The organism is Streptomyces sp. NPDC054770, from assembly GCF_053611985.1.
The window spans coordinates 1-25981 of sequence record NZ_JBSHBL010000006.1; the positions used below are offsets into that span (position 1 = coordinate 1).

Sequence of the window (25981 nt, forward strand, 5' to 3'; positions counted from 1 at the left end):
GAGATCAACGAGCTGCGGCTGCCCGCCGGGGGGAGACCGTGAGATCGACGCCGCGCAGCGCGTCGACCCGGCCCCGGCGGACGGCGAGGGAGCGGACCTCGGCGAGAGCGGGCGCAGGACCGGGCGCGGGACCGGCCGCAGGACCGGGCGTGGGCCGCCGCTCCGGGGCCCGCCCCGCGAGGCGCTCCCGGAGCCCGGCCGCCGTCGCCCGGCGCCGGGCGTCCCGGACGGTCATCGGCAGCGGCGACCACCCGGCCAGCCGCCCCAGCTCCACCACCGGCGGACACACCGGCGACACGGCCATCACCTCGGCGGGCGTCCCGCACACCGGAGCGGCCCCGTCCCCCGGGAGCAGCACGACCCGGTCGGCGTACTGCACGACCCGCTCCAGCCGGTGCTCGGCCAGCAGCACCGTCGTCCCCAGGTCGTGCACCAGCCGCTGGAGCACGGCCAGCACCTCCTCGGCGGCGGCCGGGTCGAGCGCGGAGGTCGGCTCGTCCAGCACCAGGACCGCGGGATGCGGGGTGAGCACCGATCCGATCGCGACCCGCTGCCGCTGCCCGCCCGAGAGCGTGGCGATCGCCCGGTCCCGCAGCTCGGCGAGCCCCAGCAGATCGAGGGTCTCCTCCACCCGCCGTCGCATCACGGCCGGGGCGATCCCCAACGACTCCATCCCGTAGGCGAGTTCGTCCTCCACCGTGTCGGTCACGAAGTGGGCGAGCGGATCCTGGCCCACCGTGCCGACGACGTCGGCGAGTTCGCGCGGCCGGTGGGTGCGGGTGTCCCGGCCGGCGACCGTCACCCGGCCGCGCAGGGTGCCGCCGGTGAAGTGCGGCACGAGCCCGCTCACGGAGTTCAGGACCGTCGACTTCCCGGTGCCGGACGGGCCCACCAGCAGGACGAGTTCACCCTCCGGCACCTCGAAGTCGACGCCCTGGACGGCGGGTCGGGCCGCGCCCTCGTACGTCACGGAGACATCCTCGAACCGGATCACGACGGCTCCTTCGGCACGACGAGGGCGGGCAGCAGACCGAGCAGCACGGCGGCCGCGGGCCACAGCGGAAGCGTGGGGGCGACCAGCGGTACGACCCCGGGATGCAGGGCGTCCGGATCGCGCACGGACGCCAGGGTGAGCAGCGCGGCGACGGCGGCGCCCGCCCCGGACACCAGCCAGGCCCGCGCGTCCCACGGGTCCGGCCGGTACCGGGTGCGCGGCGAACGCCGGCCGCCGAGCCGCAGCCCCGCCAGCGCGGCGGCCACCCCGGCCGCCAGCACGGGCAGCCCGTAGCCGCCGCCCTCGGTGGTGAGCAGCCCGTACAGCCCCGCGCAGACGCCGAGCAGACCGCCGAGGGTGAGCGCGGCCGTCATACGGCGGACCCGGTCCGGGACGTCGGCGCCACGGCCGTACCCGCGCGCGTCCATGGCGGCGGCGAGGGCGACCGAACGCTCCAACGCGCCCTCCAGGACCGGGAGTCCGACCTGCAGCAGGCCGCGGATGCCGGAGTCGGGCCGGCCGCGCAGCCGGCGGGCGGCCCGCAGCCGCTGCACGTCGGCGACCAGGTGCGGCGCGAAGGTGAGGGCGACGACGACGGCCACGCCCAGCTCGTACAGGGCGCCGGGGAGGGACTTCAGCAGCCGGGCCGGACTGGCGAGCGCGTTCGCGGCGCCGACGCAGACGAGGAGAGTGGCGATCCTGAGGCCGTCGTAGAGGGAGAAGGCGAGCGCCTCGGCGGTGACCCGGCCGCCGAGGCGGATGCCCTGGGCCCAGTGCGGGAGCGGCACTTCGGGGAGGGTGACGAGGGTGTGCGCGCCGGGGACGGGGGAGCCGAGGACGACGGTGAAGACGAGCCGGACGAGGAGGACGGCGAGGGCGAGTCTGGCGAACGCGGCGTAGGAGCGGGACCAGGGCGCGGTGCGGGTGCGGCAGGCGGCCACGACGTAGGCGGTGACCGTGACGAGAAGGGCGAGGAGGAGGGGGTTGGTGGTACGCGACGCGGCGACCCCGAGGGCGAGGGACCAGAGCCACCAGGCGCCGGGGTGCACGGGGGAGCGGCGCTGCAGCCGGGGCACGGGGGGTTTCACTCGCCCGCGCTGGCGGGGTGCCGCCGCGCCCACCCGTGCCGCCCCAGCGGCACGACTGCCCGCAGCTGGGGGGTGTTCTGCGCGGGTGGCACGACTGTCTGTGGCTGGGGGGTGTTCTGTCCGGGTGGCACGACTGTCTGTGGCTGGGGGGTGTTCTGTCCGGGTGGCACGACTGTCTGTGGCTGGGGGGTGCTCTGCCTGGGTGGTGCGACTGTCTGTGGCTGGGAGGTGTTCTGCGCGGGTGGTGCGACTGCCCGCGGCTGGGAGGTGTTCTGCGCGGGTGGTGCGACTGTCTGTGGCTGGGACGTGTTCTGCCCCTGCGGCATGACTGCCCGCAGCCAGGTAGCCGGCGTGACTGCAGCGCCCCGTAAGGGGCGCGGGGAACTGCGCGATCAGCCCCCACCGGCCCGCGGTGAAGCGACTGCCGCGGTCACCCATTCCTGCGCCGCCGTGCCTGCCAGAAAGCCCCCGCGGCCAGGACCACGACAACTCCCACCCCGGCCACCAGCCCCAGCGACGGCCCGCTGTCCGGCGTACCCCCCGCCGCCACCTTCTCCCCGCAGCCCCGCTCCGGATACCCCCCGATCGCGCACAGCAGCGCGTTCGTGTCGTACCGCAGCGGCTTCGCCACCGTCGCCAGTGCCTCCGCCGTCGTCGCGTCCTCGGGCACCACCGCGCAGGCCGTCCGCCGCGCCGGCGGCTCCGCTCCCGACGGCGCGTCCGCCGTCGTACCGAAGTCGACGACCAGCCCCACCCGCTTCCTGCCACCGACGGCGGCCGTACCGGCACAGATCGTCCCGAAGTCCGCCGTGCCGCGCGGCTGCGACGCGTCCGCCGAGTCCTCGCTCACCGCGAAGCGGAACCCCTCCACCGAACCGTCGGCGGGCCGCGCGGTCGAGGGCCCCTGCGTGGCGTACGTCCAGCGTGCGCCGTCCCGCTCCCAGAAGGACCAGTAGCGGTACCCGGTGGCCGCCGCCGGCCCCGCACTCGTCGCGCACAGCGCCACCGCCGCCAGGAGCAGCAGCGCCGCACGGCGGACCGCGGTCACAGCTGCTGCTGCTTCCGGCGGCCGCTGAACAGGAAACCGATGCCGACACCGGCGACGAGACCGGTGCCGACGATCCACCACACGCTGCTGCCCGACTTCTTCTTCCCGGTGTGCCGCGCGGCAGCCGCCCGCGGGGCCGGGCCCGTCGCGTTCAGCGCCGTCACCAGGTCCGTACCGCCGAAGTCACGCGGATCCGCGCCCATCGCGTGCGCCGCGAGGATCAGTTCGGCGTACGCCGCCGGCCCGCTCTGCTTCGCCCACGGCGCGGCGTGCGCCTCCAGCCAGGCGTACGGCTTCTTCGCGGGCTTCGTCCAGCCCTGCGCGGCCATGGCGACCACCGCGTCGGCGGTGTTGCCGTAGTCCGGCTGGGGCTTGGCGCCGGGCAGCGTGGAGACGAGGTAGCCCTTGGCGGAGGTGGCGCCCGCCAGGTAGGCGGCGCCGTTGCGGGCCACCTCCACCCGGGTGAGGGCCTTGCCGGAGCCGGCGCAGACGTACCCCTCCGCCGGGGCCTTCCCCGCCGTCGCCGCGAAGCCCTTGCCGAGCGCGCCCAGCACCCCCGCCGCCGTGGCGTCCGCGTTGGCGGTCAGCTTCGCCGTCTTCTTGTCCGGCTGGTAAGCGAGGGCGCCGCCACCCTTCTCGGCGCAGGGGACGGACCACTTGGAGAGGAGGTCGTACGGCGACCTGTCCGCGTTCTCGCCGGCCGCCGCGAGCGCGCCGATGACCACGCCGGTGGAGTTGGTGTCGCTGGGCGAGCCCGGGGCGTAGCCCCAGCCGCCGTCCTTGTTCTGCTGCGACTTCAGCCAGCTCACGGCCTTCTCCACGGCGTCCTCATGGCCGCCGGCCGCCTCCAGTGCCTGTACGGCGGCCGCCGTGCTGTTCGTGTCGACCGACACCTTGGCGTCACAGGACGCCGTCGGTTCGGCGCGGAACATCGCGTACGAGCCGTTCGCGCACTGCTGCCCGGCCAGCCAGTCCACCGCCTGCACGGCCGGGGTCACGCCCACCGCGCGCTGGGCGAGCAGGGCGAGGGACTGGCGCCAGACGCCGTCGTACGTGGGGTCCGAGCTGCCGTACAGCCCTGCGGGGAGGGCCGCCGACGCGGACGGGGACGGGGCGTCGGACGCCAGCGCCGTCGTCACGGGCGCGGCGGTACCGATGACGGCGGTGGCGGCCAGCACCCCGGCGGTGCGGCGGAGGACGGTCATGGTCGGCGGGTGCCTCTCCCTGCGGGGAGCCGGGCAGCACGGGACACCCCGGCGGCTCGGCTCCGTAAACCTCGACGGTGCCGTGCGACGACGGGCGCCGACGCACATGAGCCGATCAACGTCCCGGGCGCGGCGGTCCGGCTTGCCACCTGTTGTGGCTCACGGTTGCGGGTCAGCGCCGGAATTGCACCGGCTTCCCCCCGTACGGGTGATGACGACCCGGCTACCTTACCGGCCGCCGCGGGGAAGCTGAGAGGGGGCTGTGCGGGGACCGTTTCGTTATGGTCGGGCCATGACGGGGAGACTGCTCGGCTCGGGGCGTTCGGCCGATGTGTACGAGATCGACGAGGCGTGGGTGCTGCGCCGGGACCGGGACGGCTGGGGGGACGCGGCCGCCGAGGGCGCGGTGATGGCGTACGTACGGGAGCACGGCTACCCGGCGCCCCGGGTGCGGCCGTCCGCGTCCCGTACCGAACTGGTCATGGAGCGGCTGTCCGGGCCGACCATGCTGGCGGCGCTGCTGGCGGGGGAGACGGACGCGGCGGAGGGCGGTGCGCTGCTCGCCTCGCTGCTGCGGCGGCTGCACGCGGTGCCCGGCCGGGACCCTGCCGACCCGGGCGCCCGGGTCCTCCACCTCGACCTGCATCCGGACAACGTGATGCTGACCCCGGACGGCCCCCGGGTCATCGACTGGACCAACGCCGAGGACGGGCCGCCCGGACTCGACTGGGGCATGTCCGCGGTGATCCTCGCCCAAGTGGCCCTGGGTGCCTACCCGTTGGCCCACGACCTGCTGACGGCCCTGCTCGCCGATCCGGCCGAACTGACCGCGGAGGGGCTGGCGGAGGCCCTGCGGCGGCGGGCGGCCAATCCGACGATGAGCCGGGCGGAAGTCGAAGTGCTGGGCGAGGCGGGCGAGTTGATACGGGCGATCGCGTTCTAGATCCCCAGCTGAGCGCCGGCGCTGCCCACGGCACGGCCATGAAGCGGCTTCCTTCTCGACTTCCTTTGCGGAAACGAGTTCCTTCGCCTTACTCGCCGTCGACTCCGACCGGGAGGCGCCCGCTCGGCGTCTCCCGGTCTTCGTGTGCACCGTCGGTCGGCGGCGCAGTTCCTCAGGTGGTCAACGCCCACTCCTGTTCCGGGTGGGTTCCGTCCGCCCATCCTTCACAGTTCCACTGGATGGCGCCGGCGCCGTTGGCGGTGTTGGCGGAACCAATGGCCAGGCACAGACCGCTCGATACGTTCTGCAGGTGCCCGTCGTTGTAGAGAACCCATTGCTGTTCGGCGTGACCTGTTTCGCAGGGCCACTGAATAGCTGCGGCACCGTTGGTGTTGCTGGCATTTCCGATCGCCAGACACTGGCCGGAGTTGACGTTCTTGATGGTGTACGTATACGTAGCCACCCCGGTGAACGCCCATTGCTGTTCGGCGTGTCCGGACTCGCAGGTCCACTGGATCGCGTGCGCGCCCTGTGTTGTGCTCGCGCTGCCAATGGCAAGACATCTCGCACTGTTCACGTTGACCAGGTAGTACCCGGAAGCCGCGGACGCGCCGGGTGCTGAAAACGCGAACAGCCCCAGGGCCACCAGTATGACCGTCACCGCGCGCCGTAAATGCATACGCATCCCCCTTGCGGTATGCCGAATTCGAATTGGGGAGTGAACTCTCCCGCACCTTCCTCAACCGCACCAGTGGCGTTTCGGTCATCAGCGCCGACGGCGAATGATCGGGATCGCCGGCATCAATTGATCTCTTTCTTCGGGTTGTCCCGGCGGCAGCGGCCACGGCGGCGGTGCCGCGCTCACCTCAGCGTCAAGTGCACCAGGTCGATCTCCTCGTCACGAGCCCGGGCGAAGCACCGGCTCCTCCCGGTGATGACGAAGCCGCACTTCCGCAGCACGCGGATGGAGCCGGCAATGCCGGCGGCGGCGTCGGTGTGCAGCGGCCGCGTGGGCTCCGGCTCGATCAGTTCGGCAAGGGCCGCGGTGGCGATGCCCCGGCCCCGATGCGCTCACCCGATGACGTACGTGACCTCACGCTCCGACGGCGGCCCGAAGACAGCGGCATGTCCCGCCACGGCACCGTCGGCGAGAACGCTTCGCAAGATCACGGACGGGTCCGCGCGCACCCTTGCCCCGTGCAGGTCGAAGTAGCCACGGGCGTAGTGGTACTTCCTGGTCACAGTTGCCATTCGCTGCAACTCGGGATCCGTCAACTGCTGCCAGAAAGCCGGCAGGTCGCCGTCCTCGAGCACGTGCAGGGACATGTCCATGGGAGCAGTCTCAGCCTCCACGAGGTCGGTACCCGGTGACTGGCTCGGACCAGGCCGGACTCACAGCCACGGGACAACCTTCAGGCCGCGTGCGCGAGCGGGGCGATGTCCGCCGACAGGTGGCGGGCCATGCGGCGCAGGGCGTCCTCGCAGTCGGCCGGGGTCTCGCCCACCGCCACCCAGAGGGCCAGCCGGTCGGCGACGGTGGCGTGCGGGCCGGCGGTGACGTGGCTGCCGGTGTGCCGGGTGAGGAGCATGCGGTCGGCGCCGGGCTCGTGGGCGGCGTCGGGGGAGAGCTCCAGGTGGTCGAGGCGGCCGGTGGCGGCCGGGTAGGCGAACTGGATCGCGGCCGCCCGCTGCCGGGTGGGCGTCGTGTCGGGCACCTCGCCGGCGGCGAGGGCGGCCGCGGCCTGGGCAAGGTCCACGCCGGTGGCCCGCTTGACGAGGAGCGGGATCAGGTCGCCCGGGAGATGCGGGACGACGTCGGTGACCCGGGGGCCGCGGTCGGTGAGGGCGAGGCCGATGTGCAGGACGCCCCGGTCGACTCCGAGGGCGTGCACGGTGCGGTCGACGGCCAGCCGCAGGAAACGGTTGTGCAGCAGGCCGTCGTGGGCGTGCACGGTGTGCCGCAGCGGCTGCCGGGCGGGCGCCGGGCCCAGGGCCGTACGGGTGATGGCGGCGATGCGGATCTCGCCGTCCAGGACGACCGTCTCGGCCGAGACGCGGGGCGTGCCGGGGTCCCAGGCGAGGCCGCCGGTGGGGACCGCGCGGCCCGCCAGCAGCGCGTGCAGCGCGGGCGGGTCGCTGCACGCGGCGGCCGCGGCGAGGGAGGGGCCGGGCAGCCCCAACTGCCCGGCGATCGTGGCGGCGGCGACCGCGTACTCGTCCGAGTGGGTCAGCACGCCGCGGACCCGGTGCCGGGCCGCGAACCGCAGCACCGCCGACGCCGTCGCGCCGCCCTTGCCGGGGTCCGCCGCGAGGTGACCGGCCAGGCACGGCTGTGCCCAGGCGGGCGGCGCGGCGTCCACCAGCAGGACCGGGCGGGCCGCGGCGATACGCGTCAGCACGAACTCGTCGTACGCGCGCCGACGGCCGGCGCCCAGGAGCAGGACGGGGTGTGACATCGGTTCGCCTCACCTTCCGGGGAGGAGGTGGGGCGGCTGGTCGCCCCGGATGCCGCTCCCCCATATGCGGCACCCGGGGCGGGTCGGTACGACCGTGGCCTGGTGACGTGATCCTTTCCTGTGGGTCCGTCACATGTCAACGATTACTGCCCTCTTGTGCAGTGGTCCTTGTCATGTCTGGTGGGCGGGACCGGTGATTCGGTAGCCTCGCGTCTGCTCGGCCGACCGACCAACCACGCGCGTCCAGGGGGACCTTGGTGAGTGACACCCATGCCCCGCTGACCGTCGTGCTGCAACGGCTCGGGGAGCTGACCGGACGCCCGGGACGGCTGCCCGAGGTGCTGGACGTGGCCGACCTGTCGTACCGCACCGGGATCCCGGTCGCGGTGGTCGCCGAACTCCTCGCGGGCGGGGCCGCGCCCGAGACCGGACTCGCCGAACGGGTGCGGCAGCGCCTGGACTTCATCCGCGAGAACCGGCGCCGCCCCGACGGCAAGCGGTACTCGCTGGGCGAGCTCGCGGCGATCGCCGGCACCAGCAGGCAGTGGCTGAGCGAGTGGCGCAAGAGCGGGCTGCCGAGCCTCGAACACACCGACCGGCTGCGGCGGTTCTTCGGTCTGCCGGCCGGCTTCTTCACCGCCGACGAGCCCGAGGCGCTGTACGAGGCGCTCCAGCCGGTGCTCCAGAGCCTGGAGGCCCGGGCCGACCCGCTCTCCCGCCTCCGCGACAGCGGCCTGGTCCGCCTGGCGGCCCGCGCACCGCAGATGAACGCCCGCCAACTGGCCACCCTCGCCGACCTGGCGGAGATGCTCATCACCGCCGAGACCGCCGTCAACTGAGCCGGACCGTCTACACCGCCACGTACCTGACCGGTTCGCTCCCCGGCACCGCCTCCGCCCGTCCCAGCTTCACCAGGCGCCGCAGGTGGGCCTCGGCCTCCGAGACGGCGATGTTCCGGGAGCCGTACGGGATCTGCTCCCAGGGGCGGTTCCACTCCATCCGCACCGCCAACTGCCAGGGCGTGAGCGGCTGCTGGAGCAGGGTGAGCAGGCCGGCGAGGCGCTCCTCGTGATGGGCCAGCAGTTCTCGTACCCGTCCCGGTGCGTCGGTGAAGGTGTGCTGGTGGGACGGGAGCACCTCGGCGGGGGCGAGCCGGCCGATGCGTTCGAGGGAGTCGAGGTAGTCGCCGAGGGGGTCGGTGACGGTCGCGTCGTCGGGGTCCTCGTAGAGGCCGATGTGCGGGGTGATCTCGGGCAGCAGGTGGTCGCCGGAGAACAGGCGGCCGTGGCCGGGGAGGTGAGCGGGATGCTCCTCCTCCAGGTGCAGGCAGACATGGCCGGGGGTGTGCCCGGGCGTCCAGACGGCCCGCAGCCGGCGGCCGGGGAGGCCGAGGAGTTCGCCGGGGAGGATCTCCCGGTCGGGGAGGGCGGGGGCCAGGCCCGGCGGGGTGCGGCGGCGGGGTCCGTCGCGCAGCGGCGCCACGTGCTCGTCCGGTGCCCCGGCGGCCGTCAGCTTCGCGGCCATGTAGGTGAACCACCGCTCCGGGCGGGTCTCCCGCGCCCGCCGCACGATCGCCGCGTCGGCCGCGTGCATCGCGACCCAGGCCCCGGACGCCTCGCGCACCCGCCCCGACAGGCCGTGATGGTCGGGATGGTGATGCGTGATGACGACCCCGTGCACCTCGCCGACGCCCGTACCGCACGCCTCCAGGCCCGCCACCAGCACGTCCCACGACGCGGGATCGTCCCACCCGGTGTCGACCAGCACCGGCCCCTGGTCGGTGTCCATCACGTACACCAGCGTGTGGCCGAGCGGATTGTCCGGGATGGGCACGGCGACCGACCGCACACCCCCGCCGAGATCCCGCACCACCGTCCCCGCCCGCACCTTTGCCGACTCGCCCAGCCCGTCCGTCATCAGCCTTCCTCCGCCCCCGCCAGATCCCGTCGGCCGCACGGCCGTTGACCACTATAACGAGAACTGATGACACGTCAGATGGTTGCCCCCGGCGAAGTTCACCCGGCGGCGCCGCGCCCCACGGCGCCGTAAATCGGTTTGCCGCCCGCCGGTCCGGGCGGATAGGAAACTCGCATGCTCAGAGGCAGCACGGTCGGGCTCAGGGCCCGGCACGACGAGGACGTCCCGGTTCTGCGGGCCGAGCTCTACGACGACGTGGTCAACGGCTCGCGGGCCGAGAGCCGGCCATGGCGGCCGATCTCGCCCGACTCGAAGGACTCGCGGCTCGCGGTGGACGACGAGGACGAGGACAGCGTCAGGTTCTCCGTGGTCGAACTGGCGGGCGGCACACTGGTCGGCACCGCCGCGCTGTGGGGCATCGACACCCACAACCGCTTCGCGCACATCGGGCTGGGGCTGCTGCCGTCCGCCCGCGGCAAGGGCTACGGCACCGACGTGGTCGCGGTGCTGTGCCACTACGGCTTCGTCGTGCGCGGCCTGCACCGGTTGCAGATCGAGACCCTGTCGGACAACACCGCGATGCTCCGCGCCGCCGAGCGCAACGGCTTCAGCCGCGAGGGCGTGCTGCGCTCCTCGGCCTGGGTGATGGGCGAGTTCCTGGACGAGGTGCTGCTCGGGCTGCTCGCCCGGGAGTGGCGGCCCGGCCCGAAGTCCTAGGTCCGAGAGCGGGAAGGGGCCCTTCGGCCGCCTGTCAGTCGTAGCGGTTGCAGACCGTCACGGGAACTCGCGGGGACCACTTGTCCGTGGTCGAGTCGTAGGCGCGTGCGTATCCGTTCGGGCCGCCGGTGCAGGGGGCGAGGAGGCCGGTGTCGACGATGATCGCGCCGCCGGCGATGAAGGGCGCCGATGTCGCACCGGGGGTACCGAGGCCGACTGCGGCGATCGCCGTCGCGGCGACGGCCGTTGTGCGCCGTGTGCGACGCGTGTTCGGGCGAGCGAGGATACTCATGGGTGTTCCTCGTGGACAGGGCAGGAGTCGGCCTCGGGTCGACTGCAACTGCGCGGGTATTGCGCGAGCCCCTGAATCCGCAATTCTCGCGAACAACTTTGCTGCCGGCTGCGAAAACATGACAACTTGGGCCAATTCTCGCCGACGCGACGGGGGTTCTTCGTGAGCCGCACCCGGAGGGCGGCCGACGGTGTGTGCCGGGCGGCATGAGGAGGTAATGACGGCCCCTGGCGGCCGCGCGGCTTGACGGCACTCCCCACCAGCTGCAAAACCGCTGGTGGGGACCCATTCGGTCCCATCCCTGGCTTAGTTCAACTAGAACTGGTATCAGTTCTGATACATCGTCAGGAAGGGTGGCGGGGCGCCATGACCGAGTTCCTGGAACACGGACAGCTGTTCATCGGCGGGGAGTTGACCGACCCCCTGGGCAAGGACGTCATCGAGGTGGTCTCTCCGCATACCGAGGAGGTCTTCGGGCGGGTGCCGCATGCCTCGCGGGAGGACGTGGACCAGGCGGTGGCGGTGGCGCGGCGGGCCTTCGACGAGGGGCCCTGGCCGCGGATGACGCTCGACGAGCGGATCGAGGTCGTCACCCGCATCAAGGACGCGATCGCCGTGCGGCACGAGGAGATCGCCCGGGTGATCTCCTCCGAGAACGGTTCGCCGTACTCCTGGAGCGTCCTCGCGCAGGCGCTCGGCGCGATGATGGTGTGGGACGCGGCGATCAGGGTCGCGCGTGACTTCACGTACGAACAGGCGCGCGACGGGGTGCTGGGGAAGATCCTGGTGCGGCGGGAGCCGGTCGGGGTGGTGGCGGCCGTGGTGCCGTGGAACGTGCCCCAGTTCGTGGCGGCCGCCAAGCTCGCCCCGGCGCTGCTCACCGGCTGCACGGTGGTGCTGAAGCCGTCCCCGGAGTCGCCGCTGGACGCCTACATCCTCGGCGAGATCACCAAGGAGGCCGGGCTGCCCGACGGAGTCCTCTCCATCCTGCCGGCGGACCGCGAGGTGAGCGAGTACCTGGTCTCCCACCCGGGCGTCGACAAGGTCTCCTTCACCGGCTCGGTCGCGGCCGGCAAGCGTGTGATGGAGGTCGCCGCGAAGAACCTCACCCGGGTGACCCTGGAACTCGGCGGCAAGTCGGCGGCCGTCGTGCTGCCCGACGCGGACGTGGCCGCCGCCGTCGCCGGGATCGTCCCGGCGGCCTGGATGAACAACGGCCAGGCGTGCGTCGCCCAGACCCGCATCCTCGTCCCGCGGTCCCGTTACGACGAGTTCGCCGACGCCTTCGCGGCCGCGGCGAGTGCCCTGAAGGTCGGCGACCCGCTGGACCCGGCCACCCAGGTGGGCCCGCTGGTCGCGCGCCGCCAGCAGCAGCGGAACCTGGACTACATCCGGATCGGCCAGGAGGAGGGGGCCAAGATCCTCACCGGCGGCGGACGGCCGCCGGGCCTGGACAAGGGCTGGTACGTCGAACCCACCCTCTTCGGCGACGTCGACAACTCCATGCGGATCGCGCGCGAGGAGATCTTCGGCCCGGTGATCTGCCTGCTTCCCTACGGCGACGAGTCCGAGGCGCTGAAGATCGCGAACGACTCGGACTACGGCCTGAGCGGAAGCGTCTGGACGGCGGACGTGGCGCACGGCATCGAGGTCGCGCGGCAGGTGCGCACCGGGACCTACTCCGTGAACACCTTCAGCCTCGACATGCTGGGCCCCTTCGGCGGCTACAAGAACTCCGGTCTGGGGCGGGAGTTCGGCCCGGAGGGGTACGGCGAGTTCCTCGAACACAAGATGATCCACCTGCCGGCCGGCTGGGAGGGGTGAGGGACCGCCATGGGCGACCGCTGGCACGTCGAGGTCGACCGCGCCCTCTGCATCGGCTCGGCCCAGTGCGTCCACCGGGCCACCGGCTCCTTCCGCCTGGACTCCGCCATGCAGTCCCACCCCGTGGACCCGGAGACGGACGCCAACGGGAAGGTCCTCGACGCGGCGGAGAACTGCCCGGTGGAGGCGATCACGATCACCCTGCTGGGCAGCGGGGAGCCGGTGTTCCCGCCGGAGGACTAGCGGGACCGGAGGGCGGCGAACAGGGCGCGGGTGCGGTTGCCGTCCGGCTGCTCCCAGGCCCCGCTGACATGCCCGACCGCGCCGTCGGGCGGCGTCGAACCAGGGGTCAGCACCCGCTGCAGCCGCAGCACCAGGCCGGCGTCCGATACGGCGAACTCGGTGCTCTCGTCGGTGTCGACGGGGGCACCGAGGCCGGTGACGGGGCCCTCTCCGGCGTAGGAACGGGCGACCTCACGGTCGGGGGTGTCGGTGATGCTCTGCGCCTGCGCCTCGGCCCGCCCCTCGATCAGGGCGAGCAACTCCGCCGTCAGTACCGGGTCGTGGCAGCCGTCGTAGACCCAGCGCGGACCGAGTACGCCGTGCTCCGTGGTGCCGACGAGGGCGTGCTCGGCGCCGCCGAGCGGGGCGCCGCGGTAGGTGAGCGGCACGAGGTACGCCCCCGACTCCTCGGTGACGACCATGAACTCGATCCCGACCTCGCCCTCCGGATCGTCCAGCCGGAATCCGCCGGCCCTCGCCGGCTCCGGTGCGGCGGAGCCGTGGTACCAGGAGCGGGTCGGGAGCCAGGCGGCGAGGAGTTCGACCTTGGTGGGCTTGAGGGTGGTGCGGTGGATGAGTGCCATGGGGGGATTCTGGTGCCGGGCCGGGACGCCTCGCCAGGTGGTTTCCGCCCGGCAGCCTGCCCCTATCAGGAAAAGTCCAGAAAATCCACATTTAGGGGTTCTCTTCTGCTTCAGGCGTTCTATCCTGGAAGCAGCCTACGAGGCGAGTGAGGGAGTCCGAGCGGAGTAGCCGACTCTGGCGTGACGCAGATGCAGAAGCATCCGCCGGTGCCGACGTCGACGGTCGGGCTGAGAGGCCGGAAGGCAGCAGTCGGGCCGGACGGCGACCCCCATCACCTGATCCGGACCATGCCGGCGAAGGGAACCCGTCTCGTAGGTCTTCGTGTGCCCGCTTCGCCTACTTCTTCTCGTCCTGCTTCCGGTCCGGCTCGGTCAGGTCGATCAGGCGGCACACCGTCTCGATGTCGATCTTCACCTGGGCGATGGAGGCGCGGCCCGAGAGCCAGGTGATCAGCGCCGAGTGCCAGGTGTGCTCGATCACCCGGACGGCGGACAGCTGGGCGGGCGTGGGGTCGGTCAGGCCCATCGCGTCCAGGATGATCGCCGTCGTCTGCCGGGACACCTGGTCCACCTCGGGGGAGACGCTGCGGTCGGCGAAGGTCAGGGCCCGGACCATCGCGTCGGCCAGGTGCGGCTCCCGCTGGAGGGCGCGGAAGGCCCGCATCAGGGTCTCGGCGACCCGCTCGGACGCCGTCTCGCCCGCCGGCGGCTTCTTGCGCAGCGTGCCGTGCATGTGCTCCAGCTGGTCCTGCATGGTCGCGACCAGCAGATGCACCTTGGACGGGAAGTACCGGTACAGGGTCCCCAGGGCCACCTGGGAGGACTCCGCCACCTCACGCATCTGCACGGCGTCGAAACCGCCCCGGCTGGCCAGCTGGGCGCTCGCGTGCAGGATCCGGCGGCGCCGGGCCTCCTGCCGCTCGGTGAGCGGCGGGGTGGCCGATCTGGCGCCGATGTCCACCTTGGCTTCCACAGGCATGGGTCCCGTCCGTGACAGTCGGTGAGGGCAGTGCTCAGGGCGAGTGATCAGACAGCATGGCAGGGGTTCCCGCCGTGGCGCGAATCACCTGATCCACTGCTCACTCCGCCCCTACCTGCCGGTAGATTCAGAGCCTCCTGAACGATCAACTCTGAAACTTGTTCTAGATTAGCGTCCCGGCGTAACCTCACGGGAAAGTGCAGGGAGAAGGGGGCCCGGAGTGACCGCTGAGGCCAGTCGGGCGGGTGCCGACGAGGAACCCGCCGCCGACGGCGAGCGACCGCTCGACATCGCGCTCCTCACCTATAAAGGGAACCCGTTCTGCGGCGGCCAGGGTGTCTACGTACGGCACCTGTCGCGCGAGCTGGCCCGGCTCGGACACCGGGTCGAGGTCATCGGCTCGCAGCCGTACCCCGTCCTCGACGAGGGATACCCGGGCCTCACCCTCACCGAGCTGCCCAGCCTCGACCTGTACCGCTCCCCGGACCCCTTCCGGACGCCGAAGCGGGACGAGTACCGGGACTGGGTCGACGCCCTCGAGGTGGCCACCATGTGGACCGGCGGCTTCCCCGAACCGCTGACCTTCTCCCTGCGCGCCCGCCGCCATCTGCGCGCCCGCGCCGGGCAGTTCGACGTCGTCCACGACAACCAGACCCTGGGATACGGCCTGTTGGGGGACATCGGCGCCCCCCTCGTCACCACCATCCACCATCCCATCACCGTCGACCGGCAGTTGGAGCTGGACGCCGCCGAGGGATGGAAGCGGCGGTACTCGGTACGGCGCTGGTACGCCTTCACCCGGATGCAGAAGCGGGTGGCCCGCCGGCTGCCCTCCGTGCTCACCGTCTCCGGCACCTCCCGCCAGGAGATCGTCGACCACCTCGGCGTCCGCGAGGACCGCGTCCACGTCGTCCACATCGGCGCCGACACCGACCTCTTCGCGCCGAATCCCGCGGTCCCCCAGGTGCCCGGCCGGATCGTCACCACCTCCAGCGCGGACGTCCCGCTCAAGGGGCTCGTCTTCCTCGTCGAGGCGCTCGCCAAGGTACGGACCGAGCACCCCGGCGCCCATCTCGTCGTCGTCGGCAAGCGGCCCACCGAGGGGCCCGTCGCGCAGGCGATGGAACGTTACGGTCTGGACGGCGCCGTCGAGTTCGTGAAGGGCATCTCCGACGCCGAACTCGTCGACCTGGTCCGTTCGGCCGAGGTCGCCTGCGTGCCGTCGCTCTACGAGGGCTTCTCGCTGCCCGCCGCCGAGGCCATGGCGACCGGCACCCCGCTGGTCGCGACGACCGGCGGCGCGATCCCCGAGGTCGCCGGGCGCGACGGGGAGACCTGCCTGGCCGTACCGCCGGGCGACCCGGGCGCGCTGGCCGCCGCGCTGAACCGGCTGCTGGGCGACGCGGAGCTGCGGCTGCGGCTCGGCCGTGCGGGCCGTGAGCGGGTGCTGCGGCACTACACCTGGGCGCGTGCCGCGCAGGGCACGGTGGCCCGCTACCGCGAGGCGATCGCCCGCTCCGCGGCCGAGGCCGGCGCCCCCTCCGCACCCCGCAGTCCCGGCCGCTCCGCGGCCTCAGCTGGTGTTCGTCACGAGAGTGAAAGCAGGGCCACGTGCTGACCGTCGACTTCTCCCGGTTCCCGCTCGCGCCGGGCGACCGCGTCCTGGACCTCGGCTGCGGGGCCGGCCGGCACGCCTTCGAGTGCTACCGGCGCGGCGCCCAGGTCGTGGCCCTCGACCAGAACGCCGAGGAAATCCGCGAGGTCGCCAAGTGGTTCGCGGCGATGAAGGAGGCCGGCGAGGCTCCGGCAGGCGCGACCGCGACCGCCATGGAGGGCGACGCCCTGGCCCTGCCCTTCCCCGACGACTCCTTCGACGTCGTCATCATCTCCGAGGTGATGGAGCACATCCCCGACGACAAGGGCGTGCTCGCCGAGATGGTGCGGGTGCTGAAGCCGGGCGGCCGGATCGCCGTCACCGTGCCCCGCTACGGCCCCGAGAAGGTCTGCTGGGCGCTCTCCGACGCCTACCACGAGGTCGAGGGCGGCCACATCCGCATCTACAAGGCCGACGAGCTGGTCGGGAAGATCAAGGAAGCCGGTCTGCGGCCCTACGGCAGCCACCACGCGCACGCGCTGCACTCGCCGTACTGGTGGCTGAAGTGCGCGTTCGGCGTCGACAACGACAAGGCGCTGCCGGTGCGGGCGTACCACAAGCTGCTGGTCTGGGACATCATGAAGAAGCCGCTGGCCACCCGGATCGCCGAGCAGGCGCTCAACCCGGTCCTGGGCAAGAGCTTCGTCGTCTACGCCACCAAGCCGCACCTGCCCGCCGCCGAGGCCGGTCCGAAGGTCCCGTCGGACGCCGAGGTGGCCGCCAAGTGACCACCCCCCGGACAGAACACCTCGTCCTGCCCGGGGTCCTCACCGCCGAGCAGGCCGCCGCGACCGTCCGCGGCATCCTCGCCGTGCAGCGGGAGGACGGCGCGATCCCGTGGTTCCGGGGGCACCACCTCGACCCGTGGGACCACACCGAGGCCGCGATGGCACTGGACGCGGCCGGGGAGCACGCGGCCGCCGAACGGGCGTACAGCTGGCTCGCCCGGCACCAGAACGAGGACGGCTCCTGGTACGCGGCCTACGCCGACGGCGCGCACGACGACGTCACCGACCGCGCCCGCGAGTCCAACTTCGTCGCGTACATCGCCGTGGGCGTCTGGCACCACTACCTGTCCACCGGCGACGACACCTTCCTCGACCGGATGTGGCCCGCCGTCTACGCGGCCGTCGAGTGGGTGCTGCGGCTGCAGCAGCCGGGCGGCGAGATCGGCTGGCGGCGCGAGGACGACGGCACGGCCGCCGACGACGCGCTGCTGACCGGGAGTTCGTCCGTCCACCACGCGCTGCGCTGTGCGCTCGCCATCGCCGAGCAGCGGGAAGAGGCGCAGCCGGACTGGGAGTTGGCGGTGGGCGCGCTGCGGCACGCGATACGGCGCCACCCCGAGCGGTTCCTCGACAAGGACCGGTACTCGATGGACTGGTACTACCCGGTGCTGGGCGGGGCGTTGACCGGTGCGGAGGCGGGGGCGCGGATCGAGAAGGACTGGGACCGGTTCGTGGTGCCCGGTTTCGGGGTGCGGTGCGTCGTACCCAATCCGTGGGTGACCGGCGGGGAGTCGGCCGAGCTGGCGCTGGCGCTGTGGGCGGTGGGGGAGTCCGACCGGGCGCTGGAGATCCTGCAGTCCATCCAGCATCTGCGGGACGCGGAGTCGGGGCTGTACTGGACCGGGTACGTGTTCGAGGACGACGCTGTGTGGCCGCGGGAGCTCACGACGTGGACGGCGGGGTCGTTGTTGCTCGCGGTGGCTGCGCTGGGCGGGCATGACGCGACGTGTGCGGTCTTCGGGGGCGGGGAGCTTCCTTCTGGGCTTGAGGTGGATTGTTGCGCCTGAGGGGCGGGGGGTTCTGCGGTACGGCGGGTGCGGCGCCGTGGGGGCTGGTCGCGCAGTTCCCCGCGCCCCCAAGGGGCGCTTGCACTGATGTCAGTGGCGGTGCATGCGGTTGGCCACGGCGTGGCCGATGAAGAGGTAGACCACCGCTGCCAGGCCGTAGCCGGCCACCACCCTCGCCCAGGTCTCGTCGAAGGTGAAGAGGTCGCGTGACCAGCCGGCCAGCCAGTTGGCCGCGTCATGGACGAACTGGACCAGGCTGTTCGCCCGGTTCGCGTCCAGCAGGTACATCAGGATCCACAGGCCCAGGATGAGGGCCATCACGTCGGCGACGATCGCTACGACGTTGCCGGCCTGATTGGGGCCGTTCCGATAAGCAGGGGACATACGGTCCGGGTTGCCGCGGAACGGTCCTTGAAACCTGAACGGCGTTCTCCCCGAGTGGCGAGGTGCCGCCATCTGGGTGAGGCTGCCGGAGGAAGTACTCGCTCGGGGAGGACATCGAGACTCACGGGAGGACCCCGTGCCCGTACCGATACGGCGCCTCGTCGTCGCGCTCACCCTCTGCTGTGCCCTGGTCGCCGGTGTCACCGCCTGCGCCGGCAGCACCCGGAGCAAGTCCGTCGACACCGGCATCGTGGCGGCCCCGGTGGCCGACACGCCCAGTCCGAGCACGTCCGCGCAGAAACAGAGGCTCGCCAAGACCCGGTTCGTCGCCAACGCCGGTCTCGCCGCCGGCGCGACCTACCAGTGGATCGTGAAGCCGTGGAAGGCCGGCAAGTTCAAGAAGGGCGCCCACGGCCGCACCTTCGCCCTGATCAAGGCCGCCGCGGCGGGCGGGTTCGCCTACAACCGGCTCCAGGCCGCCAAGCGGAACGCCCAGGGCGACCCGCTGCTGTCCAGGGCCATCGCACCGCTCTCCGCCGGGATCGCCTCGCTGAAGGGCCTGCCGTCCAAGCTCCGCAAGGGCGACGGGGACGCGGCGAGCTCGTTCAACGACATCATCAACCAGGTCAAGGCGGCGGGGCAGAGCGCCGGCGCCCCGGTGCACAACCAGGTGCCCTCTGCCGGTCAGCTCACCGGGGGCTAGGAGTTCAGCTCGGCGAGCACCCGCAGCGTGTGAGGGTCCGGTGACAGGGCCAGCAGGTCGGTCACCGGGCCCTTGCGCCACAACTCCAGCCGCTCGGCGATGCGTTCGCGCGGGCCGACCAGCGAGATCTCGTCGGCGAACGCGTCCGGCACCGCCAGCACCGCCTCCTCGCGCCGTCCCGCGAGGAACAGCTCCTGGATCCGCCGTGCCTCCTGCTCGTACCCCATGCGGGCCATGAGGTCGGCGTGGAAGTTGCGGGCCGCGTGGCCCATCCCGCCGATGTAGAAGCCGAGCATGGCCTTCACCGGCAGCAGCCCGGCCGCCACGTCGTCGCAGACCCTGACCTGGGCCATGGGGGCGACCAGGAAGCCCTCCGGGAGACCGGCGACCGCCGGGCCGTACACCTCGGGGCGGCTCGGCGCCCAGTACAGCGGCAGCCAGCCGTCGGCGATCCGGACCGTCTGGGCGACGTTCTTCGGTCCCTCGGCGCCGAGCAGGACGGGCAGGCGGGCGCGGAGCGGGTGGGTGATCGGCTTCAGCGGTTTGCCGAGACCGGTCGCGTCCGGGCCCCGGTACGGGTGGGAGTGGAAACGCCCGTCCACCGCCACCGGTCCCTCCCGGCGCAGCACCTGCCGTACGACGTCCACGTACTCCCGCGTCGCGGTCAGCGGCGACTTCGGGAACGGGCGGCCGTACCAGCCCTCCACGACCTGCGGCCCGGACAGCCCGAGCCCGAGCAGCACCCGGCCGCCGGAGAGATGGTCCAGGGTCAGCGCGTGCATCGCGGTGGTGGTCGGCGACCTGGCCGCCATCTGGGCAACGGCCGTACCCAGCTTGATCGTCGACGTCTGGGCGGCGATCCAGGTGAGCGGGGTGAAGGCGTCCGAGCCCCAGGACTCCGCCGTCCACACCGAGTCGTATCCGAGCCGCTCCGCCTCCTGCGCCAGCGGCACATGGTCCGGGGAGGGCCCGCGCCCCCAGTAGCCGAGTGCCAACCCGAGCCGCATGACCGCCTCCTGACGTCACGTCAGACAAATCGCCGGCCGACTGTACGACAACGGCCCCTCACCCGGAAGGGCAAGGGGCCGTAGGAGCTGGGCTGTTCAGCCGCGCTGGATCCCGGAGGTGTCCTGCAGCACACCACGGCGGCCGTCCTGGGTCTGTGCCACCAGGGCGACGCCCCGCTGCTCGACCGCCAAGTACCAGGTGCCGGGCGCCAGTTCGGCGATCGGCGCGGTCGAGCCGTCCTCCGAGAACAGCGGCCGCGACACCGGGACGGCGAACCAGAACGGCGAGAAGTCCGGGGCCGGCGGCTGCTGCGCGGCGGCCGGGGGCTGCTGCTGGCCGAACGGCTGGCCCGGCTGCGGCTGGGCGCCGTAGGGCTGGCCGGGCTGCGGGGCGGCGGCCCCCGGGTAGCCGTAGCCGCCGGGGGGCTGGGCGCCGTAGGGCTGCGGGGCCTGCGGCTTGGGGGCCGGGATCAGGGCCGCCTGGAGGGCCGGGACCAGCGGGGTGGCGACGGCGGCCGCGGCCAGCACCAGGGCCGCGATCAGGCCGAGGATCAGACCGGAGCCCGCGCCGACGTCGGTGCCGTTGAACTGGTCGGAGAACGCGCCCAGCGGGTCGATGGTCGACCAGAACGCGGTCCACACGGAGAACACCGTGAGGCCGACGCCGAGCTGGCCCAGGTCGAGGCCGACGAACTTCAGCGGCTGCGGCAGTGCGCGGGCGAGGACGATCAGGACCGCGCCGGCGATGCCGCCGACGTACATGCTCATCACCAGGCCGAGGTTGTCCCAGGCGTTCGGACCGGACTTGTCGAACGTGTCGAGGAACGACGCGACGAACAGCAATACCGCTGCTCCGGTCACCGCGCCGTCGCCTCTAGTGAGGGAGCGGATATTCACTTCAGGTCCTTCGTGGGTCGTCTCGTCGGCGGAGGAGGCGTCGCGGGGGTGTGCCCCTCATCGTTGGGAACCGATCGTGGGAATCGTAGGAAGGACACTATCGTCCGAACGATCAGGGTGTCCGCCCGCGGGGGCCCGCCGATGCCTACCCCCGCAGGAAACTCACGATTCCCTCAGACATTCCCTGTGCCGCCTTCTGCCGCCAGGCCCCGCTGGTCAGCAGTGCCGAGTCCTTGCTATCGCGCATGTTGCCGCACTCGATGAACACCTTGGGAACCGTTGACAGATTGAGACCGCCGAGATCCTTGCGTACGTCGAGACCGGTGCCGTTGCCGACGTAGTTGGACGGCGCGCTGCCCGTGACCTTCGTGAAGTCGCTCTCGATGCGCTCGCCGAGGGTGCGGGAGGAGGCGACGATGGGGCGGGTGTCGGCGGCGCCCGAGTGCACGGACGCGGGCAGGATGACATGGAAGCCGCGGTCGCCCTCGGGCGCTCCGTCGGCGTGGATGGAGATGGCCGCGTCGGCGTGCGCGGCGTTGCCGATCTCGGCGCGCTTCGTCACGCACGGCCCCCAGGCCGGCCGGTCCCCGTCGTGCGTCAGCTTCACCGTGGCGCCCTGCCGCTCCAGCAGGGTCCGCAGCCGGTGCGCGACGTCGAGGGTGAAGCGGGCCTCGCTGTACCCGGCGTTGGTGGACGTACCCGTCGTGTCGCACTCCTTCCAGTTCGTCCCGATGTTCACCTTCTGGTTGATCTCGGACGTGTGCTGGAAGTTCCCCGGGTTGTGCCCCGGGTCGATGACGACGACCTTGCCCTGCAGCGGGCGGCCCGCGCTCGGGCCGGCAGCCGGCACCTTGGCGTCGTCGGTCGGCGACTCGGCCGCCGACTTGGGCGTCGCCGCGTCCGCCTGCCCGGCACCGCTCCCGCCGGGCCTGCCCACCCCCTCGTACACCACCCATCCGAGCAGTGCACCGGGAACCAGCGCGGCGAGACCGACAGCGAGCGGCGCCCGCCGGAACCGGCGCTGCTGCGGGGGATCGAATTCCGGGCCTGTGTACGACACATCTGCCACCCTAGCCGCCGTCCACGGCGTCCGTAGCGTTCAAGAGGGCCGTCGGGATGACGCGTCGGGGATCCCCGCCCCCGTGCGCCGCAGGACGCGCAGTGAGTCGTGGGCCGAGACCTCCGTGAAGGCGCCCGACTCCAGGGCGCGGAGGTAGACGCGGTAGGGGGCCTGGCCGGTGAACTCGTCCTTCGGGTCGGGGAAGACGTCGTGGATGAGGAGCAGCCCGCCCGGGGCCACATGGGGGGCCCAGCCCTCGTAGTCGGCGGTGGCGTGCTCGTCGGTGTGGCCGCCGTCGATGAAGACGAAGCCGAGCGGGGCGTTCCAGAACGCGGCGACCTGCGGGGAACGGCCGACGACGGCGACGACGTGGTCCTCCAGGCCCGCCCGGTACAGGGTGCGCCGGAAGGCCGGCAGGGTGTCCATCAGCCCGATCTCCGGATCGACCGTCTCCGGGTCGTGGTAGTCCCAGCCCGGCTGCTGCTCCTCGCTGCCCCGGTGGTGGTCGACGGTGAGCGCGGTGACCCCGGCCGCGCGGGCCGCGTCGGCGAGCAGGATCGTCGAGCGCCCGCAGTACGTCCCGACCTCCAGCAACGGGAGGCCGAGCCGCCCCGCCTCGACGGCGGCCGCGTACAGCGCGAGTCCCTCCCCGACGGGCATGAACCCCTTCGCGGCCTCGAACGCGGCCAGGATCTCGGGCTCGGGGGCTGCCGCGGTCATGGGGGTCCTTTCACTCGTACGACTGTGCGGACGTCCATGCTGCCGCACCCGCCGCGCCGGTCACCCGGCCGGGGGTGCGGACGACTCCCCGGCGGGGTGTCGACGTGGTGGCCGCCGCACCGGGGCGCACCGGTGCCCCGGCGTGAATCAGCCAAAGCGGTTCGGGTGTCCGCAGGTCGCCGCACGGGCGGTGCGCTCCCCAAGTGAGCCGCGTTCCAGGGGGGTTGCGGGAGCACCTGCGGAGCTTCCGGGTGGCCGGGGACCGGCCTTTCAAGTGAGCTCCAAGACCTACACTGACGCCGCCAACCCGCCTCTACCTGTGACGGAGCAACCGGTATGCGCTATCGAGTCCTCGGCAGGACCGGCATCGAGGTCAGCACCCACTGCCTCGGCACGATGATGTTCGGAGGCTCCGGCAACCCCGACCACGAGGACGGCGCCCGCATCATCAACACCGCCCTCGACGCCGGCATCAACTTCGTGGACACCGCCGACATGTACTCGGCCGGTGAGTGCGAGGAGATCGTCGGCAAGGCGCTCAAGGGCCGGCGCGACGACGTGGTGCTCGCCACGAAGGTGCACTTTCCGCTGGGGGAGGGCCGCAACCGCAGCGGCAACTCGCGCCGCTGGATCCTCAAGGCCGTCGAGGACAGCCTGCGGCGGCTGGACACCGACTGGATCGACCTCTACCAGGTGCACCGGCCCGACCACACCACCGACATCGAGGAGACGCTCTCCGTCCTCGGCGACCTGGTGACGGCGGGAAAGATCCGGGCGTTCGGCTGCTCCACGTTCCCCGCCGAGGACCTCGTCGAGGCGCACCATGTGGCGGAGCGGCGCGGGCTGATGCGGATGCGCACGGAACAGCCGCCGTACTCGGTTCTCGCCCGCGGCATCGAGCGGGCCGTGCTGCCCACCGCGCAGCGCCTGGGCATGGGCGTGCTGACCTGGTCGCCGCTCGCCTCCGGCTTCCTCTCCGGCGCCCACCGCGAGGGCCGGCCCGTCGACCTCACCACCGGCCGGGCCAAGCGCTTTCCGCAGCGCTTCGACCCCGCGGTCCCCGGCAACGCGGCCAAGTACGCGGTCGTCGAGCGGCTCGTCGCGCTCACCGAGGAGGTGGGCTGCACCCTGCCGGAGCTGGCCGTCGCCTTCCCGCTGGTGCACCCGGCCGTGACGTCGGTGATCATCGGCCCGCGCACGATGGACCAGCTCACCGCGCTGCTCAAGGGGGCCGAGCTGGTCCTCGACGACGAGGTGCTCGACCGTATCGACGAGATCGTGCCCCCCGGCACCGACCTCTACCGGGCCGACGGCGTCTGGCAGCCGCCGTCCCTCACCGACCCCGCCGCCCGCCGGCGCGCGTCCGGGGACCGCGCGGCCGCGGGCTGACGAGCGCCCTGAAGGGGAGCGCCCCAAGGGGCGCGGGGCCGTATCCATGTGCGGCTCCGCCGCGCGGGCGCGACCAGCCACGACGGCGCCGCAGTCGGCAGACGGCGCATCGCGGCACTTCCAGTGGGGCGCTCGGTCCCGTAGCAAGTGGGGGGCGACCGCGTCCTACTCGCGGCCGCCCCCACGGAGTGTCACGCGCTGACCGTCTCCCCGGGCAGGGCCAGGTCCAGGGCGATCGCGCGGTCGTCGCCGGCGTGGGTGGCCGACGAGGCGAGCGGGCCGTGGCCCGCCGCCTTCGCGGCCAGTACGTAGGCGCCCTCGGCCGGGACCGCGAGCGCGTACGTGCCGTCCTCGGCGGACAGCGTCGCCCCCGCCTGCCGGCCCCGCCGGTCGATCAGGGTGACCTTGGCGCGGGCCACCGGCACGCCCTCGGCGTCCAGGACGCGGCCGCGGAAGCCCCGCAGCGCCTCCTCGGCGTGGGCGATCGCGGCCTCCTCCTCGCTGCTGACCCGCAGCTGCGTGTGCTGGACCGGCAGGCTCCGCTTCGGCAGGAACAGGGCGAGCACCAGGCCCACCGCCACCGCTCCCGTGGCGATCAGGAACGAGACCCGGAAGCCGTGCATCGTCGGGACGGCGACGCCGCCCACGTTGTTGGCCGTGTTCGCCAGCACCATGCCGATGACGGCGCTGGAGACGGACGTGCCGATGGACCGCATCAGCGTGTTGAGACCGTTCGCCGCGCCCGTCTCGGACGCCGGGACCGCGCCGACGATCAGGGCGGGCAGCGAGGAGTAGGCGAGGCCGATGCCGGCGCCGAGGACGACCGCGATGACCAGGCTCTGCCAGGGCGCGCTCATCAGGCCGAGGCCGGAGCCGTAGCCGATCGCGATGATCAGCATGCCGAGGATGAGGGTGGTCTTGGGGCCGTACTTGGCGGAGAGGCGGGCGTACACCGGGGCCGTGAACATCATCGTCAGGCCCAGCGGGGCGACCAGCAGACCGGCGGTGACCATGGACTGGCCGAGGCCGTAGCCGGTGGCCTTCGGGAGCTGGAGCAACTGCGGCAGGACCAGCGAGACGACGTAGAAGCTGACGCCGACCATGATCGAGGCCAGGTTGGTGAAGAGCACCGCCGGGCGGGCGGTGGTGCGCAGGTCGACCAGCGGGGCCGAGTGGCGCAGTTCGAAGACGCCCCAGAGGAGGAGGACGGCGACGGAGGCGGCGAACAGGCCGAGCGTGGTGCCGGACGACCAGCCCCAGTCGCTGCCCTTGGTGATGGGCAGCAGGAGCAGCACCAGGCCGACGGACAGGCCCAGCGCGCCGACCACGTCGAAGGAACCCTCCGCGCGCATCGGGGACTCCGGTACGACCAGGAGGGTCAGGGCTATGGAGAGCACACCGAGGCCGGCGGCGCCGTAGAACAGGGCGTGCCAGTCCATGTGCTGCGCGACCAGGGCCGCGGCGGGCAGCGCGAGGCCGCCGCCGACGCCGATCGAGGAGCTCATCAGGGCCATCGCGGAGCCGAGCTTCTCGCGCGGCAGCATGTCCCGCATCAGACCGATGCCCAGCGGGATCGCGCCCATCGCGAAGCCCTGGAGGGTGCGGCCCGCGATCATCGTGAGCAGGTCGCTGGTGAGCGCGCTGACCAGCGCGCCGACCACCATCACGGCGAGGCTCAGGATCAGCATCCGCCGCTTGCCGTAGAGGTCGCCGAGGCGGCCCATGATCGGGGTGGCCACGGCGCCCGACAGCAGTGTCGAGGTCAGGACCCAGGTGGCGTTGCTGGGCTCGGTGCCCAGCAGCTGCGGAAGGTCCTTGATGACCGGAACGAGCAGGGTCTGCATCACCGCGACCACGATGCCCGCGAAGGCGAGGACCGGGACCACGGCCCCGCTCGCGCCCCGGGCGGGCTGGTCGGTCGTCGTGTGCGTCATTGAGTGGGGCCTCCGGGCCGAGAGAGTGACGGAAGGGTGCCGCAGCGATCAGTGGATAAGTGGTAGGTAAACCTCGTATGCACAGGCAACTATTCCGTTGCTTCGAGCT

General features: G+C 72.4%; 26 protein-coding genes, 1 pseudogene and 1 riboswitch. Of the genes and pseudogenes, 10 read left to right on the forward strand and 17 right to left on the reverse strand.

Translation table 11 applies throughout. From position 1 onward, the window contains the following. Positions 1-13 precede the first annotated feature (13 nt). The 4 genes and pseudogenes from ACWGKQ_RS07895 to ACWGKQ_RS07910 all read right to left on the reverse strand — a co-directional run. Positions 14-994, reverse strand: a pseudogene (locus tag ACWGKQ_RS07895) (ABC transporter ATP-binding protein); the annotation flags it as partial. Further along, positions 991-2070 (reverse strand): CbiQ family ECF transporter T component, encoded by a 1080-nt coding sequence (locus ACWGKQ_RS07900; protein WP_453291006.1) that lies wholly within the window; start codon positions 2068-2070, stop codon positions 991-993. The pseudogene ACWGKQ_RS07895 and the gene ACWGKQ_RS07900, both read right to left, overlap by 4 nt. Before the next feature lie 442 nt (positions 2071-2512). Beyond that, positions 2513-3130 (reverse strand): SCO2322 family protein, encoded by a 618-nt coding sequence (locus ACWGKQ_RS07905; RefSeq protein WP_453291007.1) that lies wholly within the window; start codon positions 3128-3130, stop codon positions 2513-2515. Next, complete coding sequence (locus ACWGKQ_RS07910) at positions 3127-4335, reverse strand: prenyltransferase/squalene oxidase repeat-containing protein (protein WP_453291008.1); 1209 nt, start codon at positions 4333-4335, stop codon at positions 3127-3129. The genes ACWGKQ_RS07905 and ACWGKQ_RS07910 overlap by 4 nt, the downstream gene beginning before the upstream one ends. 114 nt (positions 4336-4449) lie before the next feature. Further along, a riboswitch (cobalamin riboswitch) is annotated at positions 4450-4590 on the reverse strand. 37 nt (positions 4591-4627) lie between these two features. Between ACWGKQ_RS07910 and ACWGKQ_RS07915 the strand changes: the two genes are divergently transcribed. Continuing rightward, entirely contained in the window at positions 4628-5278 is a 651-nt protein-coding gene (locus tag ACWGKQ_RS07915) for a phosphotransferase (RefSeq protein WP_453291009.1), read from the forward strand. Between the two features lie 172 nt (positions 5279-5450). Here ACWGKQ_RS07915 and ACWGKQ_RS07920 read toward each other — a convergent pair whose 3' ends face one another. The 3 genes from ACWGKQ_RS07920 to ACWGKQ_RS07930 all read right to left on the reverse strand — a co-directional run bounded on the left by ACWGKQ_RS07920 (position 5451) and on the right by ACWGKQ_RS07930 (position 7734). Continuing rightward, entirely contained in the window at positions 5451-5939 is a 489-nt protein-coding gene (locus tag ACWGKQ_RS07920; protein WP_453291010.1) for an RICIN domain-containing protein, read from the reverse strand. A 410-nt stretch (positions 5940-6349) separates the two neighbouring features. Next, positions 6350-6610 carry a hypothetical protein gene (locus ACWGKQ_RS07925; RefSeq protein ID WP_453291011.1) on the reverse strand — a complete coding sequence of 87 codons (261 nt, stop codon included), beginning with the start codon at positions 6608-6610 and terminating at the stop codon, positions 6350-6352. 80 nt (positions 6611-6690) lie between these two features. Continuing rightward, complete coding sequence (locus ACWGKQ_RS07930; protein ID WP_453291012.1) at positions 6691-7734, reverse strand: hypothetical protein; 1044 nt, start codon at positions 7732-7734, stop codon at positions 6691-6693. A 257-nt stretch (positions 7735-7991) separates the two neighbouring features. Between ACWGKQ_RS07930 and ACWGKQ_RS07935 the strand changes: the two genes are divergently transcribed. Next, complete coding sequence (locus tag ACWGKQ_RS07935) at positions 7992-8573, forward strand: XRE family transcriptional regulator (protein ID WP_453291013.1); 582 nt, start codon at positions 7992-7994, stop codon at positions 8571-8573. A 10-nt stretch (positions 8574-8583) separates the two neighbouring features. Here ACWGKQ_RS07935 and ACWGKQ_RS07940 read toward each other — a convergent pair whose 3' ends face one another. After that, complete coding sequence (locus tag ACWGKQ_RS07940) at positions 8584-9651, reverse strand: MBL fold metallo-hydrolase (RefSeq protein WP_453291014.1); 1068 nt, start codon at positions 9649-9651, stop codon at positions 8584-8586. Positions 9652-9825: 174 nt separating this feature from the next. On the opposite strand from ACWGKQ_RS07940, the gene ACWGKQ_RS07945 reads away from it, so the two are divergent. After that, complete coding sequence (locus ACWGKQ_RS07945; protein WP_453291015.1) at positions 9826-10368, forward strand: GNAT family N-acetyltransferase; 543 nt, start codon at positions 9826-9828, stop codon at positions 10366-10368. A 34-nt stretch (positions 10369-10402) separates the two neighbouring features. Here ACWGKQ_RS07945 and ACWGKQ_RS07950 read toward each other — a convergent pair whose 3' ends face one another. Then, positions 10403-10660, reverse strand: coding sequence for a hypothetical protein (locus ACWGKQ_RS07950; protein WP_453291016.1), 258 nt, complete (start codon positions 10658-10660; stop codon positions 10403-10405). Between the two features lie 366 nt (positions 10661-11026). Between ACWGKQ_RS07950 and ACWGKQ_RS07955 the strand changes: the two genes are divergently transcribed. Both ACWGKQ_RS07955 and ACWGKQ_RS07960 read left to right on the forward strand, forming a co-directional pair. After that, entirely contained in the window at positions 11027-12484 is a 1458-nt protein-coding gene (locus tag ACWGKQ_RS07955) for an aldehyde dehydrogenase (protein ID WP_453291017.1), read from the forward strand. Between the two features lie 9 nt (positions 12485-12493). Beyond that, positions 12494-12727, forward strand: a complete 234-nt coding sequence (locus ACWGKQ_RS07960) for a ferredoxin (RefSeq protein WP_406435441.1) — start codon at positions 12494-12496, stop codon at positions 12725-12727. Here ACWGKQ_RS07960 and ACWGKQ_RS07965 read toward each other — a convergent pair. Next, positions 12724-13350: a maltokinase N-terminal cap-like domain-containing protein gene (locus ACWGKQ_RS07965; RefSeq protein WP_453291018.1), complete on the reverse strand. Its 627-nt coding sequence runs from the start codon at positions 13348-13350 to the stop codon at positions 12724-12726. The genes ACWGKQ_RS07960 and ACWGKQ_RS07965 overlap by 4 nt on opposite strands. 337 nt (positions 13351-13687) lie before the next feature. Continuing rightward, a complete protein-coding gene (locus tag ACWGKQ_RS07970) occupies positions 13688-14329 on the reverse strand; it encodes a TetR family transcriptional regulator (RefSeq protein ID WP_453291019.1) in 642 nt (213 codons plus the stop codon). 220 nt (positions 14330-14549) lie between these two features. Here ACWGKQ_RS07970 and ACWGKQ_RS07975 point away from each other — a divergent pair, with 220 nt between their 5' ends. From ACWGKQ_RS07975 to ACWGKQ_RS07985, 3 genes are read left to right on the forward strand one after another with little or no spacing between them, the layout of a single operon-like run. After that, on the forward strand, positions 14550-15947 hold the full coding sequence (locus ACWGKQ_RS07975) for a glycosyltransferase family 4 protein (protein ID WP_453291020.1): 1398 nt from the start codon (positions 14550-14552) through the stop codon (positions 15945-15947). After that, a complete protein-coding gene (locus ACWGKQ_RS07980) occupies positions 15941-16711 on the forward strand; it encodes a class I SAM-dependent methyltransferase (protein ID WP_453291021.1) in 771 nt (256 codons plus the stop codon). Before ACWGKQ_RS07975 ends, ACWGKQ_RS07980 begins: the two co-directional genes overlap by 7 nt. Further along, positions 16708-17778, forward strand: coding sequence for a prenyltransferase (locus tag ACWGKQ_RS07985; RefSeq protein WP_453291022.1), 1071 nt, complete (start codon positions 16708-16710; stop codon positions 17776-17778). The genes ACWGKQ_RS07980 and ACWGKQ_RS07985 overlap by 4 nt, the downstream gene beginning before the upstream one ends. 90 nt (positions 17779-17868) lie before the next feature. On the opposite strand, the gene ACWGKQ_RS07990 is transcribed toward ACWGKQ_RS07985, so the two are convergent. Further along, positions 17869-18162 carry a hypothetical protein gene (locus ACWGKQ_RS07990; protein ID WP_453291023.1) on the reverse strand — a complete coding sequence of 98 codons (294 nt, stop codon included), beginning with the start codon at positions 18160-18162 and terminating at the stop codon, positions 17869-17871. 136 nt (positions 18163-18298) lie between these two features. Here ACWGKQ_RS07990 and ACWGKQ_RS07995 point away from each other — a divergent pair, with 136 nt between their 5' ends. Beyond that, the gene (locus tag ACWGKQ_RS07995; RefSeq protein WP_453291024.1) at positions 18299-18865 is read left to right on the forward strand and encodes a hypothetical protein; all 567 of its coding nucleotides are present in this window, start codon (positions 18299-18301) and stop codon (positions 18863-18865) included. Here the strand turns inward: ACWGKQ_RS07995 and ACWGKQ_RS08000 are convergent. From ACWGKQ_RS08000 to ACWGKQ_RS08015, 4 genes are all read right to left on the reverse strand, one after another. Then, complete coding sequence (locus ACWGKQ_RS08000) at positions 18862-19872, reverse strand: LLM class F420-dependent oxidoreductase (protein ID WP_453291025.1); 1011 nt, start codon at positions 19870-19872, stop codon at positions 18862-18864. The two genes, ACWGKQ_RS07995 and ACWGKQ_RS08000, sit on opposite strands and share 4 nt — an antisense overlap. A gap of 96 nt (positions 19873-19968) precedes the next feature. After that, complete coding sequence (locus ACWGKQ_RS08005; RefSeq protein WP_453291026.1) at positions 19969-20769, reverse strand: hypothetical protein; 801 nt, start codon at positions 20767-20769, stop codon at positions 19969-19971. 145 nt (positions 20770-20914) lie between these two features. Continuing rightward, positions 20915-21829 (reverse strand): N-acetylmuramoyl-L-alanine amidase, encoded by a 915-nt coding sequence (locus ACWGKQ_RS08010; protein ID WP_453291027.1) that lies wholly within the window; start codon positions 21827-21829, stop codon positions 20915-20917. A 39-nt stretch (positions 21830-21868) separates the two neighbouring features. Then, positions 21869-22549: a class I SAM-dependent methyltransferase gene (locus ACWGKQ_RS08015; RefSeq protein ID WP_453291028.1), complete on the reverse strand. Its 681-nt coding sequence runs from the start codon at positions 22547-22549 to the stop codon at positions 21869-21871. Positions 22550-22885: 336 nt separating this feature from the next. Here ACWGKQ_RS08015 and ACWGKQ_RS08020 point away from each other — a divergent pair, with 336 nt between their 5' ends. After that, positions 22886-23938, forward strand: a complete 1053-nt coding sequence (locus tag ACWGKQ_RS08020; RefSeq protein WP_453291029.1) for an aldo/keto reductase — start codon at positions 22886-22888, stop codon at positions 23936-23938. Positions 23939-24129: 191 nt separating this feature from the next. On the opposite strand, the gene ACWGKQ_RS08025 is transcribed toward ACWGKQ_RS08020, so the two are convergent. Next, entirely contained in the window at positions 24130-25872 is a 1743-nt protein-coding gene (locus ACWGKQ_RS08025; RefSeq protein WP_453291030.1) for an MFS transporter, read from the reverse strand. Positions 25873-25981: the final 109 nt, after the last annotated feature.

Bases quoted from the DNA above. Each gene is read 5' to 3' on its own strand.
- ACWGKQ_RS07910 (WP_453291008.1), bottom strand. From the start codon at position 4,335: ATGACCGTCCTCCGCCGCACCGCCGGGGTGCTGGCCGCCACCGCCGTC.
- ACWGKQ_RS07915 (WP_453291009.1), top strand. From the start codon at position 4,628: ATGACGGGGAGACTGCTCGGCTCGGGGCGTTCGGCCGATGTGTACGAG.
- ACWGKQ_RS07925 (WP_453291011.1), bottom strand. From the start codon at position 6,610: ATGGACATGTCCCTGCACGTGCTCGAGGACGGCGACCTGCCGGCTTTC.
- ACWGKQ_RS07930 (WP_453291012.1), bottom strand. From the start codon at position 7,734: ATGTCACACCCCGTCCTGCTCCTGGGCGCCGGCCGTCGGCGCGCGTAC.
- ACWGKQ_RS07940 (WP_453291014.1), bottom strand. From the start codon at position 9,651: ATGACGGACGGGCTGGGCGAGTCGGCAAAGGTGCGGGCGGGGACGGTG.
- ACWGKQ_RS07945 (WP_453291015.1), top strand. From the start codon at position 9,826: ATGCTCAGAGGCAGCACGGTCGGGCTCAGGGCCCGGCACGACGAGGAC.
- ACWGKQ_RS07950 (WP_453291016.1), bottom strand. From the start codon at position 10,660: ATGAGTATCCTCGCTCGCCCGAACACGCGTCGCACACGGCGCACAACG.
- ACWGKQ_RS07955 (WP_453291017.1), top strand. From the start codon at position 11,027: ATGACCGAGTTCCTGGAACACGGACAGCTGTTCATCGGCGGGGAGTTG.
- ACWGKQ_RS07960 (WP_406435441.1), top strand. From the start codon at position 12,494: ATGGGCGACCGCTGGCACGTCGAGGTCGACCGCGCCCTCTGCATCGGC.
- ACWGKQ_RS07965 (WP_453291018.1), bottom strand. From the start codon at position 13,350: ATGGCACTCATCCACCGCACCACCCTCAAGCCCACCAAGGTCGAACTC.
- ACWGKQ_RS07970 (WP_453291019.1), bottom strand. From the start codon at position 14,329: ATGCCTGTGGAAGCCAAGGTGGACATCGGCGCCAGATCGGCCACCCCG.
- ACWGKQ_RS07990 (WP_453291023.1), bottom strand. From the start codon at position 18,162: ATGTCCCCTGCTTATCGGAACGGCCCCAATCAGGCCGGCAACGTCGTA.
- ACWGKQ_RS08000 (WP_453291025.1), bottom strand. From the start codon at position 19,872: ATGCGGCTCGGGTTGGCACTCGGCTACTGGGGGCGCGGGCCCTCCCCG.
- ACWGKQ_RS08015 (WP_453291028.1), bottom strand. From the start codon at position 22,549: ATGACCGCGGCAGCCCCCGAGCCCGAGATCCTGGCCGCGTTCGAGGCC.
- ACWGKQ_RS08020 (WP_453291029.1), top strand. From the start codon at position 22,886: ATGCGCTATCGAGTCCTCGGCAGGACCGGCATCGAGGTCAGCACCCAC.
- ACWGKQ_RS08025 (WP_453291030.1), bottom strand. From the start codon at position 25,872: ATGACGCACACGACGACCGACCAGCCCGCCCGGGGCGCGAGCGGGGCC.